Source organism: Enterobacter cloacae complex sp. P15RS (assembly GCF_014895905.1).
GTDB lineage: Bacteria > Pseudomonadota > Gammaproteobacteria > Enterobacterales > Enterobacteriaceae > Enterobacter > Enterobacter quasihormaechei.
Genome location: NZ_JADBQL010000002.1, coordinates 19,297 through 31,358, shown reverse-complemented (window position 1 = coordinate 31,358; position 12,062 = coordinate 19,297). Strand labels below are relative to the sequence as shown.

The following is a 12,062-nucleotide window of genomic DNA, read 5'->3' as shown; positions in this document are numbered from 1 at the left end:
GGCCATTTAATGAAATTAACGATAATCGCTAAGCAACTGGCGCTGGCCGGTGTGTTAACATCGCTTTCGCTTTCTGCATGGGCTGAAGTGCAGCCGCAGGATGCCACACCCACAACCCAGCAGGCTAATAACGCCCTGTATAATAAACTGCCCTTTGCCGATAAAACCGACTTTGAGAACGCCCATAAGGGCTTTATCGCTCCGTTGCCGCAGAACATGATCAAAGGCGAGCAAGGAAACGTTATCTGGAACCCGGCGAAGTATGACTTCGTGAAAGAGGGTGAAAAAGCCCCGGATACGGTGAACCCGAGCCTGTGGCGCCAGTCACAGCTGATCAACATTGGCGGACTGTTTAAGGTCACCGACGGCGTGTATCAGATCCGTAATCTCGATCTCTCCAACATGACCATCATTGAGGGCGAGAAGGGCATTACCGTTATCGACCCGCTACTAAGCGCTGAACCGGCGAAAGAAGCGTTGGATCTCTACTATGCAAACCGCGGCAAGAAGCCGGTGGTGGCGGTGGTGATCACCCATAGCCACGTTGACCACTACGGCGGCCTGCGCGGCGTGGTTGACGAAGCCGACGTGAAGTCAGGCAAAGTAAAAATCTACGCGCCGGATGGCTTTATGAAAGAGGCGGTTTCGGAAAATATTATGGCCGGAAACGCGATGAGCCGCCGTGCCAGCTATATGTACGGCAACCTGCTGAAGCCGGACGCAAAAGGCCAGGTGGGTGCGGGCCTTGGCACCACCACCTCTGCGGGTACCGTCACCCTCATCCCCCCGACCAACTACATCACCCATACCGGTCAGGAAGAAGTGATCGACGGATTGACCTACGACTTTATGATGGCGCCGGGTTCGGAAGCCCCGTCGGAGATGCTGTGGTACGTCAAAGAGAAGAAAATGATCGAGGCCGCAGAGGACGTGACCCACACTCTGCACAACACCTACTCCCTGCGCGGCGCGAAAATTCGCGATCCGCTGGCCTGGTCTAAGTACATCAACGCCGCCATTGAGCGCTGGGGCGCGGACGCGGAAGTGATTATTGCGCAGCACCACTGGCCGACCTGGGGTAACGAGAATATCGTCAAGCTGATGAAAGGCCAGCGCGATATGTACCGCTACATCAACGATCAGACCCTGCGTATGGCCAACAAGGGCCTGACCCGCGATGAAATTGCCGCAGAATTTAAGCTGCCGGAATCGCTGGAGAAGCAGTGGGCGAGCCGCGGTTACTACGGCTCCGTTAGCCACGACGTCAAAGCCACCTACGTGTTTTATCTCGGCTGGTTCGACGGCAACCCGGCAACCCTCGACGAGCTGCCGCCTGAACAGGCAGCGAAGAAGTTCGTGCAGTACATGGGCGGCGCTGATGCCATTATGCAGAAAGCCAAAGCGGATTATCAGCAGGGCAATTACCGCTGGGTTGCCCAGGTGGTGAGCAAAGTGGTCTTTGCCGATCCTAACAACCAGGCGGCACGTAATCTGGAGGCCGATGCGCTGGAGCAGTTAGGTTATCAGGCGGAAGCAGGCACCTGGCGTAACTTCTATCTGACCGGCGCGCAGGAGCTGCGAAATGGCGTGAAAAAGCTGCCGACGCCGAACACCGCCAGCCCGGATACCGTGCGTGCGATGACGCCAGAAATGTTCTTCGATTACCTGGGTGTGCACATCAACGGGGTGCGTGCCGGTAACGCCAAAGCGGTGTTTAACGTCGATCTCGGTATGGATGGCGGCAAATACAAGCTGGAGCTGGAAAACGGCGTGCTGAACCATACCGCCAACGCGCAGGCGAAGGATGCCGACGCGACCATCGCGCTTGACCGTACCACACTTAACGACATCATCCTGAAGAAAGAGACGCTGAAGCAGGCAGTGGACAAGGGTGACGTGAAGGTGAGCGGAGACGGGGCGAAGCTGGAAGAGATGCTGAGCTACATGGATACGTTTGACTTCTGGTTCAATATCGTAACGCCGTAAGTTTAGGTTTCATCCTCTTAATCCTGGCGCCTTAGAAATAAGGCGCCATTTTTTTATTCACGCATCGCCAGCGCGCTCGCGCTTGCGGGGTCGAATAGCGAAATACTCTCAATCTGGTCCAGCATGATCACCTTACGGAAATCCATGGCGCTTTTTGGCTCTGAGTCGAGCGTAACCTCATGCTCGGCGTACCATTTGCTGTAGTTGTGTTCAATGCACAGCTGCATGTTTTTCCCGTCACGATAGCCGCTCAGCATCGGAATAAGCACAATATTGGCGGTTTTTTCATACTCCAGCGTGGCGGTATGGATCATGCCAATATAAATCCGCCGCGATTTCAGCGTGACGTGCGCCAGCTCGCCTTCTTCCATGCACTGATAGAGCAGCTGTTCGATACCGCTCGACTGCGCCAGCCGCTTGTACAATTTTTTCCGGCCTTCGCCGTCGAGCCGCGCGCTGCCGGCCCAGTTCGAGCGGTAGAGACAGAACAGGATCGCAAAGGCCAGCATTACCACTACCGGGGCCTGAATACCCAGGAAGCTCCAGTTCATAAAATCAATTTGCCAGTCGGCATATTTCGCAGACGTGAAATGGAAAGTGTTATCGGCGGCGGAAAGGGCGAACAACAGCAGCCACAGCAGGCCGGTGGCGATTACCCCCTGAAGGACGAAAATACAGCCATACAGCGCCACGAGAAAATAGACGTCCCAGCCGAATGAACGCTTAATTTTGAATCGCGTTGACAGGTCGCGGCTGGTGTACCAGTATCCGCATACCATCAATACCATAAATATTGCCGTTCCCATCTCAGGCCCTCTTTAGCGCGTTGACATGGCGCAGAAAGTCCTGCCGTACCTCGTTGCTTTTGTAGTTAACCGAGGCGTTTCCATCCTGGTCGATAATAATGCGGTCGCCATCCTCTACGGCTTCGATAATTTCCTGGTGACTCATGACCTGCAACAAAGATTCCGGGCTGGAAAAGAGCGCCATCAGTAAATTTTTCATCGCGTGACATCCTTATGAATTAAAAGGATAAGTCTGGAAGATAAATGGCACTTTTGCCTTAAGGTTATCCCTAAAAAAGCGGGCTGCCGTGATTGAGTCTAACTTTTATCAAAAAAAAGGCGCTGCGCGGGCTGCATTTAACCTGTTGAAAATAAGCGACAATAAAAAATATATTCTCCTGAACTTGGACAAATAACGACAATTGTGTAAGTTTTAATTATGCGATTTCGCTACGTTGTTTACAGCCAGGATGTGACCTATGAGCACGTTGCCGTCCGTCATCAGTCGGTTCGTTGATTACTACACCACGCTGGATACCCAGCCACCCTCGGCGCTGGCGGAGATTTATCGCGCCGATGCCACGCTTATCGATCCCTTTGGCGAACACAGCGGGCTGTTCGCGCTTCAGCGCTATTTCACCCATCTGCTGGCTAACGTTCAGCACTGTCGCTTTACCGTCGATGCACCGTTGCAGCAGGGCGAGCGCTTTGTTGTCACCTGGATTATGCACTGGTCGCACCCGCGTATCGCCCGGGGGGCAATGCGGCAACTGCCGGGCTGCTCCGTGGTAGACATGTGCGACGATCGCATTGTTCGCCAGCGCGATTACTACGATGCCGGAGAGATGATTTATGAACACCTTCCGGTGCTCGGCTGGGCCGTACGCGGCGTTAAGCGGAGAGTGAAATCATGAAAACGGTTCTGATTACCGGCGCAAGCTCGGGAATAGGGGCAGGGCTGGCGACATCTTTCGCCGACGACGGCTACCGGGTGATTGCCTGCGGGCGCGATGCGCAACGCCTGGCGGACCTGCATCAGTACAGCCCCAATATTGCGGTGCGCCTGTTCGATATGACGGACAGGGACGCCTGTCGCCAGGCGCTGGCGGACTGTGCTGCCGATACGGTGATCCTCTGCGCCGGAACCTGCGAGTATCTCGATCGCGGCGAGGTGGATGCCGCGCTGGTGGAGCGGGTGATGACCACAAACTTCATGGGCCCGGTAAACTGCCTTGCCGCGTTGCAGCCGCAGCTGGTATCCGGCAACCGCGTGGTGCTGGTCAGTTCAATGGCGCACTGGCTTCACTTCCCCCGGGCCGAAGCGTATGGCGCCTCCAAGGCGGCGTTAAGCTGGTTTGCCGACACGCTGCGCCTCGACTGGGAGCCGAAAGGGATTGCCGTCACGGTCGTTTCACCCGGTTTTGTCGACACGCCGCTGACCCGCAAAAACGATTTTCCGATGCCGGGCCGGGTTAGCGTGGAGCAGGCCGTCAGCGCTATTCGTCGCGGTCTGGCAAAAGGGAAAGATACTATCGCGTTTCCCGCCGGGTTCAGCCTGGCGCTGCGCCTGCTTTCCGGCCTGCCCAACGTACTTCAGCGCGCACTGCTGCGCAGGATGGTGCGGCCATGAAGATTGCAATTATCGGTAGCGGCATCGCCGGATTAACCTGTGCCTGGCGGCTCGCCGGACATCATCAGGTCACGCTTTTTGAAGCGCAGGCTACGCCGGGCGGCCATACCGCAACGGTAGATGTTGACACCCCGCAGGGAACGTATGCCATCGACACCGGTTTTATCGTCTATAACGACCGCACCTATCCGCGCTTTATGGGGCTGCTCAGCGAGCTGGGCATCAGCGGGCAAAAAACGCAGATGAGCTTTTCGGTGCACAACCCGCAGAGCGGGCTGGAGTACAACGGGCATACCCTGACGTCGCTGTTCGCCCAGCGTCGTAACCTGCTGAACCCCGGCTTCTGGACGCTGCTGAAGGAGATCGTGCGCTTTAACCGGCTGGCGAAACAGACGCTCGAGGGCGACGTTAGCGAGTCCGCCACGCTGGAGACGTTCCTGCGCCAGCACCGCTTCACGCCTTTTTTTGCCCGTCACTACATCCTGCCGATGGGGGCGGCGATCTGGTCATCGTCGCTACAGGAGATGAAACGGTTCCCGCTGCCGCTCTTTTTACGCTTTTTCGACAACCACGGTTTGCTGGACATCACCCATCGTCCGCAGTGGTACGTGGTGCCGGGCGGCTCCCGGGAGTACATCCGCGCGCTGATGGACAAGCTTGGCGATCGCCTGACGCTGCACCTCAACGCGCCGGTTCAGAAGGTTGTTCGCCACGATCGCGGCGTCGACATTGAGCGGGAAGGTGTTACGCATACCTTCGATCAGGTGATCTTTGCCTGCCACTCGGCACAGGCGCTGGCGATGCTTGCCAGCCCGACGCAGGCTGAACGCGAGGTGCTGGGGGATATCGGCTGGCAGCGTAACGAGGTAATACTTCACAGCGATCCGCGCTGGCTGCCGGTGCGCAAGCGCGCCTGGGCCAGCTGGAACTATCGCCTCAGCGAGCAGGATGATGCCAGCGCCTGCGTTACCTACAACATGAATATTTTGCAGGGGCTGCCCGACGGCAGTCCGCTGTTCTGCGTCACCCTCAACCCGGAAACGCCGGTGGATGAGCGCTTTGTGCTGCGCCGCTTTGTCTATGAGCATCCGCTTTTTAACCCGAAGAGCTGGCATGCCCAGGCCCGGCGCGGCGAGATAAACGGTCGCCAGCGGAGCTGGTTCTGCGGCGCGTACTGGTACAACGGCTTTCACGAAGATGGCGTGCGCAGCGCGCTGGACGTGGTGAATGCACTCGCGGCCGGGGAGGGCAAGTGAGATGAACAGCTGCCTTTACCACGGCGCATTGCGCCATCGCCGTCTTACGCCGAAAGCGCACCATTTTACCTATAGCGTGTTTATGGCGTGGCTCGATCTTGATGAGCTGGACAGACTGCCCTCCGTCGGCGTACGGCGAAATCGCTTTGCGCCCGCGGCCTTTTATGATGCGGATTACCCGCTGGGCACGCCGCTTAAAGAGCGCGTCCTTGAGCGTCTGGAAAATCTGACCGGCCAGCGTCCGGCGGGGCGGATCATGCTCCTGACGCAGCTGCGTTATTTCGGCTTTCATTTTAACCCGGTCAATTTTTACTACTGCTATGACGGCGAAGACACTCTGCGCTGGGTTCTCGCCGAAGTGCGTAACACGCCGTGGAATGAACGGCATTACTACGCCGTGGCGGGGCAGGACGCTCCGCCGACGGAGAAAGCATTTCATGTTTCGCCCTTTAACCCGATGGACATGGTTTACCACTGGCGCTTCAACTGCCCGGACAGCACGCTGCGCATGCATATTGAAAACCATCAGGAAACAAAGGTGTTTGATGCCACGCTGACGCTACGCCGGGCGCCGCTAACGCGTGGGGCGCTGCGGGCGATGCTGGTGCGGATCCCGTTGATGACCCTTAAAACCGTTTTTGCCATTTACTGGCAGGCGCTCAGGCTGTGGCTCAAGCGCGTGCCGCTGCATAACCATCCCCTCAGCAGGAGTGAACGATCATGACCGATCCCGTCTTTGCGCTTGAACCCGATATCCCGCGCAACGCTCGCGTCGCGCGCTGGTTGCTTTTTCGCCTGCTGAACGGCCTGCGCGGAGGCTCGCTGACGCTCCGTGAAGGGCCCCAGACGTTCCATTTCGGCGACGCGTCCGCCGCGCTTCACGCCGAAGTGCAGGTGCGATCTCCGGGCGTCTACTGGCGCATTTTAACGGGAGGCAGCCTTGCCGCGGCGGAAGCGTGGATGGATGGCGACTGGGAGACGGCCCACCTGACGCCGCTGCTGGAGCTGATTGCGCGCAATAGCCAGATCCTCGGGCAGCTGGAAAAAGGGTTTCGCCTGCTCGCGAAGCCGGTGGAGCGGCTACGGCACTGGACGCGGCGCAACTCCCGCGCTCAGGCGCGTGAAAATATTGCCGCCCATTACGATCTCGGCAACACCTTTTACGCCCATTTCCTTGATGAGCAACTCCTGTACTCCAGCGCGCTGTTTACCGGGGAAGAGCAGGATCTGGCGGCGGCTCAGCAGGCAAAAATGGCGAGGCTGTGCGACCAGCTGGCGCTCACCGCAAACGATCATCTGCTGGAAATTGGCACCGGCTGGGGGGCGATGGCGGAGTACGCCGCCCGTCACTACGGCTGTCGGGTGACCACCACCACGCTGTCGCAGGAGCAGTACCACTGGGCCACCGCGCGGATCGCGCGGGCAGGCTTGCAGGATCGCGTTGAGGTGCTGCTCTGCGACTACCGCGATCTGACCGGGGTGTACGATAAGCTGGTGTCGGTTGAGATGATCGAAGCCGTCGGCCAACGCTACCTGCCAACGTTTTTCCGCACCTGTCAGGCGCGTCTGCGTCCAGGCGGGCGGATGGCGATTCAGGCCATCACCATTCAGGATCAGCGCTATCGCGACTACAGCAAAAGCGTCGATTTTATACAGCGCTACATCTTCCCCGGCGGCTTTTTGCCCAGCATCACCGCCATGAATGACCTGATGACGCGCCACACGGATTTTGTGGTGCGTAACCTCTTTGACATGGGGCCGGATTACGCCCGCACGCTCGCCCACTGGCGGCAGCGCTTCATTCACGCCTGGCAGGAGATAGAAAAGCTCGGGTTTGATGAACGTTTCCGCAGGATGTGGCTGTACTACTTTGGCTATTGTGAAGCCGGGTTTAACGCCCGCACCATCAGCGTGGTGCAGCTCACTGCGGAACGCGTATGAAGCGCTACGGGCAGGTCTTTTTGCTGGCCATCGGGTTCGATCTCTACTGGACGCTGGTGGTGCTGTTTCGCGAACAGGGTCTGGTCATCTGGATCGCGCTGGCGGTGCTTGCCTGGCTGCTGTTACCGCCTTCGCACCGGCTATACGCCCTCTGGGCGCTGACCGGGCTGATTGCCTTTACCGGTGCGTCGCTAATGCCGCTATGGATGGTCGCGCTGTGGCTGATGTTTGCCTGCGTCTGGACGCAGCTAACCCGCACGACAACGCTGCCGGGCTGGCTGCTGACGGCGCTGGCGACCGTGGGCGGGCCGGTGGCCTACCTGATCGGCGAGCGTCTGGGGGCCATAACGTTTCTGGAACCGACCTTTATCGTCCTCAGCTGGATGATCCCGGGCTGGCTGGTGTTGATGCTGTTTTTCCACCTGCTGATGGGGAGACAACAATGAGAAATCTGTTATTCATGCTCGCGCTGACCGTAAACACCTGTAGCGCGCAGGCGGCTGACTGGCTGATCTGGCGCAAGGTGGGCGACGCCACGCTCACCTGGGGGCCGCTTACCGTCTATACCTCTCAGCTTCTCACGCCCGACGGGCGCTACGCGGGGATAGACAGCGATAACGCGCTGATTATTACCTACGCCCGCGACATTGCTGCCGACGACCTGGTCGAGGCGACCCGCGACCAGTGGCAGGCGCAGGGCATTTTACAGCAGGAGCCGCAGAGTGAAGCCTGGCTACGTATGCTGTCCACGCTCTGGCCCGACGTCACGCCCGGCGCGCAGCTCGCGTTTGTGCTGAAGGACGGACAGGGGCAATTCTGGTATCGCCCTACAGCGTCCCAGAAAACCTTTACGCCACTCGGGCCGCGCCAGTCGGCAGCGTTTAGCTCGCGCTTTCTGGCGATCTGGCTCGATCCCCGCACTGAGTATCCTGAACTGCGTCAGCAGTTAATCGGAGGACCAAAATGAAACGTTTCCTGTTAATGGCGCTTGCCCTGACGATGCTGGTGGCCGGATGCAGCACCGAGGTGACAGAGTATCGTCAGCAGCAGCCGACGCTGGATATTTTCACCTATTTCCAGGGGAAAACCGAGGCGTGGGGGATGGTTCAGGATCGCAGCGGTAAGCAGATCCGCCGTTTCCACGTCGAGATCGCCGGCGATGTTATCGGCGATACGCTGACCCTGAATGAGCATTTTGTCTACGACGACGGCGAGAAGCAGCAGCGCGTGTGGCACATCCGCCGCGTTGGTCAGAATCGCTACGAGGGCACAGCGGGCGATATTGAGGGTGTGGCGTCAGGCCAGGCGGCGGGCAACGCCCTTAACTGGCGCTACAGCATGAACGTGAAGGCGGACGGCAAAACCTGGCTGTTGCACTTCGATGACTGGATGTATTTGCAGGACGGCACCCGTCTGTTCAATAAAACCGAGATGAAGAAATTTGGCGTCACCGTCGCCACGGTGACGCTGTTCTTTACCCGCAAAGAGGGCGGTTAATCCTCTTCGGGCTGAGGTTTACTGCTTGAGTAGATGAAGAAGAGTGCAATACTAAGGCAGACGACGGCCCCCAGACGGCTCATTGAAAATGGAATGGCTTCATTGTTCAGCCAGCCAAAGTTATCAATCAGCATGCTCATGGCCAGCTGGCCCAGGATCACCGCTACCGTGGCAACGGCGGTGCCGATGCGCTGCACCGCGAGCACCATAATCACGATATAAGGCACGCCGCACAGGGCGCCCAGAAGCTGCCATTTGGGCACATCCATCAGGCTGACCGCCTGTTTCGGCTCAAAGAAGAAGATGAGCAGGGCGGTCACCAGCGCGCCGACGGAAAACGTCAGAAACGCGCTTTTGAAAACCCCCACGCTGCTGCCTAATTGCCCGTTAATGGCAGCCTGAATGCTCAGCGTCGCGCCGCCAATCACGGCCAGAATAATCATAATTACTGTCATAACGTTACCCCTGAGCCACGAGAATGAGCGCCGCAATGATAAACCCCAGCGCAATAATGCGTTTTGTATCGATCCTGCGGTGCGGCGTACCCAGCAGGCCATAGTGGTCAATAATCAGGCTTTTAAATACCTGACCGGCCAGAATGCCAATCATCGTCATCGCGATGCCGATCGCCGGGGTGGCAATGGTGAGAATGATGACGTAAACCGGACCGAGCACGCCGCCCAGCAGATGCCATGACGGTTGCGCAAAAAATGAGGGGCTGTTACGCGGGCTGAAAAACAGCATCAGCAGAAACGTCAGCCCCGTTCCCACGCTGAATATGCTGAACGCAGCCCACAGATCGCCTACCTCCGCGCCCAGCGGCCCCAGCAGCCCGGCTTCCACGGACAGCCCCATGCCGCCGGCAATCACCAGTAAAATTAAAATAATGTGCATAACGCTTTTTCTCCTTTTTCCAGGCGGAGAAGATTACGTCTGAACATCATTGAGAAAAATGCCATAATGCAGGAAACACCTGTGCAGGAAATGCATTAATGATGGATGCCGGACATATCAGCATTCGCGCGCTGCTGATCTTCATCGACGTATACGAAACGCAAAATTTTTCCGTGGTCGCGCGGCGGGAAGGGATCTCCGCGTCGCAGGTTTCACGCGTGATCCACCAGCTTGAGGACGCCCTCGGGCAACAGCTGTTCTACCGCAACACGCGGGCGATTATGCCCACAGAGAGCGGACATCTTTTTGTTCGCTATGCGCGGGCGATGGCCGGGAACCTGGAGGATGCGCGACGCGAGCTGGATGAACGCGCCCGCGAGCCGTCGGGCACGCTGCGCATCAATGGCCCGGTTTTTTTCGGACAACGGCACATCGCGCCGGGCCTGCCTGGGCTTCTGGCGCGTTATCCCCGTCTCTCCGTTGAACTTACCCTCACCGACGATTTTATCGATCCTCACCGCGACGCCGCGGACGTTATCTTTCGCATCGGCGCGCTGACGGACTCCTCGTTTCACGCGCGGGTGTTTGGGCAGCAGTTCTACCATCTGGCGGCCTCGCCGGACTATCTGCGCAAACATGGCGCGCCTGAGGGGCCGGACGATCTTAGTCGTCACCGCTGTCTGGTGTACCGCGGATCGTCCGGGCCTAACCGCTGGCTGATCCGGTCGCCGGGCGAGGCGTGGGTTCACTATCCCGTCGTACCGTTGATGACCTCCAATAACGCGGAAACGCTCCTGATTTCGGCGCTGGGCGGCATGGGCATTGTGCTTTTCCCCGACTGGATGGTGAGCGAACGGCTGAAAAGCGGTGAGCTGGTGGCATTGCTGCCGGAGAGGGAGTGTTCAATCAACACGGAGCCGCTGACGATTGCGGCAATTTACCCGAACGCGCGTCATCCGCCCCTGAACGTCAGGGCGGTGATTGATTACTATATTGAACGGTTCGGTACGCCGCTGTACTGGCAAACCTGAGGATTAACGAGCAAGCTCGCGGCGGAGGATCTCTGCCCCGGCGCTTAGCGCCTTGAGCTTACCGTTGGCAACCTGGCGGGAAAGGGGAGCCATGCCGCAGTTGGTCGACGGATAAAGCTTGTCTGCATCCACAAACTGCAACGCCTTGCGCAGCGTATCGGCGACCTCTTCCGGCGTTTCGATGGTTTGGGTGGCGACGTCAATCGCCCCGACCATCACTTTTTTACCGCGGATCAGCTCCAGCAGATCCATCGGCACGCGCGAGTTGTGGCACTCCAGCGAAATGATATCGATCTTCGAGGTCTGCAATTTAGGAAACGCCTCTTCATACTGGCGCCACTCGGAGCCGAGCGTCTTTTTCCAGTCCGTATTAGCTTTGATGCCGTAACCGTAGCAGATATGTACTGCGGTTTCGCACTTCAGCCCTTCAATGGCGCGCTCCAGCGCGGCGATACCCCAGTCGTTCACCTCGTCGAAAAAGACGTTAAAGGCCGGTTCATCGAACTGAATGATGTCAACGCCTGCCGCTTCCAGCTCGCGCGCTTCCTGATTGAGGATTTTAGCGAACTCCCAGGCCAGCTTTTCGCGGCTTTTATAGTGGGCATCGTAAAGCGTGTCGATCATGGTCATGGGGCCGGGCAGCGCCCACTTGATCGGCTTGTCCGTAAGCTGGCGCAGGTACTTCGCGTCATCAACGAACACCGGTTTCTGGCGCGCTACCGCATCCACCACGGTCGGCACGCTCGCATCATAACGATTACGGATGCGTACCGTCTGGCGGTTCTCAAAATCCACTCCGCTCAGGTGTTCAATAAAGGTGGTAACGAAATGCTGGCGGGTTTGTTCGCCATCGCTGACGATATCAATCCCCGCGCGGAGTTGCTCGTCCAGAGACAAACGCAGCGCATCCTGTTTCCCTGCCAGTAATTCGTCGTCCTGTAATTTCCACGGCGACCAGAGCGTTTCCGGCTGCGCAAGCCAGGTGGGTTTCGGCAGGCTGCCAGCCGTCGATGTCGGGAGCAATGTTTTCATAAGTAGAAAC

The 12,062-nt window shown here is 58.1% G+C and carries 15 protein-coding genes; 10 read left to right on the top strand and 5 right to left on the bottom strand.

Annotation, left to right across the window (positions count from 1 at the left end; genetic code table 11):
* The first annotated feature begins 9 nt into the window (after positions 1-9).
* Positions 10-1,986: an alkyl/aryl-sulfatase gene (locus IM267_RS00840; protein ID WP_193032485.1), complete on the top strand. Its 1,977-nt coding sequence runs from the start codon at positions 10-12 to the stop codon at positions 1,984-1,986.
* Between the two features lie 53 nt (positions 1,987-2,039).
* Here IM267_RS00840 and IM267_RS00835 read toward each other — a convergent pair whose 3' ends face one another.
* Together IM267_RS00835 and IM267_RS00830 are read right to left on the bottom strand one after the other, a co-directional pair.
* The gene (locus tag IM267_RS00835; protein WP_063866783.1) at positions 2,040-2,792 is read right to left on the bottom strand and encodes a hypothetical protein; all 753 of its coding nucleotides are present in this window, start codon (positions 2,790-2,792) and stop codon (positions 2,040-2,042) included.
* A 1-nt stretch (position 2,793) separates the two neighbouring features.
* On the bottom strand, positions 2,794-2,991 hold the full coding sequence (locus tag IM267_RS00830) for a hypothetical protein (RefSeq protein WP_022648035.1): 198 nt from the start codon (positions 2,989-2,991) through the stop codon (positions 2,794-2,796).
* Positions 2,992-3,250: 259 nt separating this feature from the next.
* Here IM267_RS00830 and IM267_RS00825 point away from each other — a divergent pair, with 259 nt between their 5' ends.
* From IM267_RS00825 to IM267_RS00790, 8 genes are read left to right on the top strand one after another with little or no spacing between them, the layout of a single operon-like run.
* On the top strand, positions 3,251-3,685 hold the full coding sequence (locus tag IM267_RS00825) for a nuclear transport factor 2 family protein (protein WP_063451410.1): 435 nt from the start codon (positions 3,251-3,253) through the stop codon (positions 3,683-3,685).
* Positions 3,682-4,401 (top strand): SDR family NAD(P)-dependent oxidoreductase, encoded by a 720-nt coding sequence (locus IM267_RS00820; protein WP_193032484.1) that lies wholly within the window; start codon positions 3,682-3,684, stop codon positions 4,399-4,401. The genes IM267_RS00825 and IM267_RS00820 overlap by 4 nt, the downstream gene beginning before the upstream one ends.
* Positions 4,398-5,657 carry an NAD(P)/FAD-dependent oxidoreductase gene (locus IM267_RS00815; protein WP_193032483.1) on the top strand — a complete coding sequence of 420 codons (1,260 nt, stop codon included), beginning with the start codon at positions 4,398-4,400 and terminating at the stop codon, positions 5,655-5,657. Before IM267_RS00820 ends, IM267_RS00815 begins: the two co-directional genes overlap by 4 nt.
* A 1-nt stretch (position 5,658) precedes the next feature.
* Positions 5,659-6,381 (top strand): DUF1365 domain-containing protein, encoded by a 723-nt coding sequence (locus IM267_RS00810; RefSeq protein ID WP_193032482.1) that lies wholly within the window; start codon positions 5,659-5,661, stop codon positions 6,379-6,381.
* The gene (locus IM267_RS00805; protein WP_193032481.1) at positions 6,378-7,598 is read left to right on the top strand and encodes a cyclopropane-fatty-acyl-phospholipid synthase family protein; all 1,221 of its coding nucleotides are present in this window, start codon (positions 6,378-6,380) and stop codon (positions 7,596-7,598) included. Before IM267_RS00810 ends, IM267_RS00805 begins: the two co-directional genes overlap by 4 nt.
* Positions 7,595-8,044, top strand: a complete 450-nt coding sequence (locus IM267_RS00800; protein ID WP_193032480.1) for a DUF2878 domain-containing protein — start codon at positions 7,595-7,597, stop codon at positions 8,042-8,044. Before IM267_RS00805 ends, IM267_RS00800 begins: the two co-directional genes overlap by 4 nt.
* Positions 8,041-8,565, top strand: a complete 525-nt coding sequence (locus tag IM267_RS00795; protein ID WP_193032479.1) for a hypothetical protein — start codon at positions 8,041-8,043, stop codon at positions 8,563-8,565. The genes IM267_RS00800 and IM267_RS00795 overlap by 4 nt, the downstream gene beginning before the upstream one ends.
* A complete protein-coding gene (locus tag IM267_RS00790) occupies positions 8,562-9,095 on the top strand; it encodes a DUF3833 domain-containing protein (protein ID WP_063866776.1) in 534 nt (177 codons plus the stop codon). Before IM267_RS00795 ends, IM267_RS00790 begins: the two co-directional genes overlap by 4 nt.
* On the opposite strand, the gene IM267_RS00785 is transcribed toward IM267_RS00790, so the two are convergent.
* Positions 9,092-9,550, bottom strand: coding sequence for a DMT family transporter (locus tag IM267_RS00785; protein WP_107535305.1), 459 nt, complete (start codon positions 9,548-9,550; stop codon positions 9,092-9,094). The two genes, IM267_RS00790 and IM267_RS00785, sit on opposite strands and share 4 nt — an antisense overlap.
* Positions 9,551-9,554: 4 nt before the next feature.
* Complete coding sequence (locus IM267_RS00780) at positions 9,555-9,989, bottom strand: DMT family transporter (protein WP_003857304.1); 435 nt, start codon at positions 9,987-9,989, stop codon at positions 9,555-9,557.
* 98 nt (positions 9,990-10,087) lie between these two features.
* On the opposite strand from IM267_RS00780, the gene IM267_RS00775 reads away from it, so the two are divergent.
* A complete protein-coding gene (locus IM267_RS00775; RefSeq protein WP_193032478.1) occupies positions 10,088-11,020 on the top strand; it encodes a LysR family transcriptional regulator in 933 nt (310 codons plus the stop codon).
* Between the two features lie 3 nt (positions 11,021-11,023).
* On the opposite strand, the gene IM267_RS00770 is transcribed toward IM267_RS00775, so the two are convergent.
* On the bottom strand, positions 11,024-12,052 hold the full coding sequence (locus IM267_RS00770) for a methionine synthase (protein ID WP_063866773.1): 1,029 nt from the start codon (positions 12,050-12,052) through the stop codon (positions 11,024-11,026).
* Between the last annotated feature and the right edge of the window lie 10 nt (positions 12,053-12,062).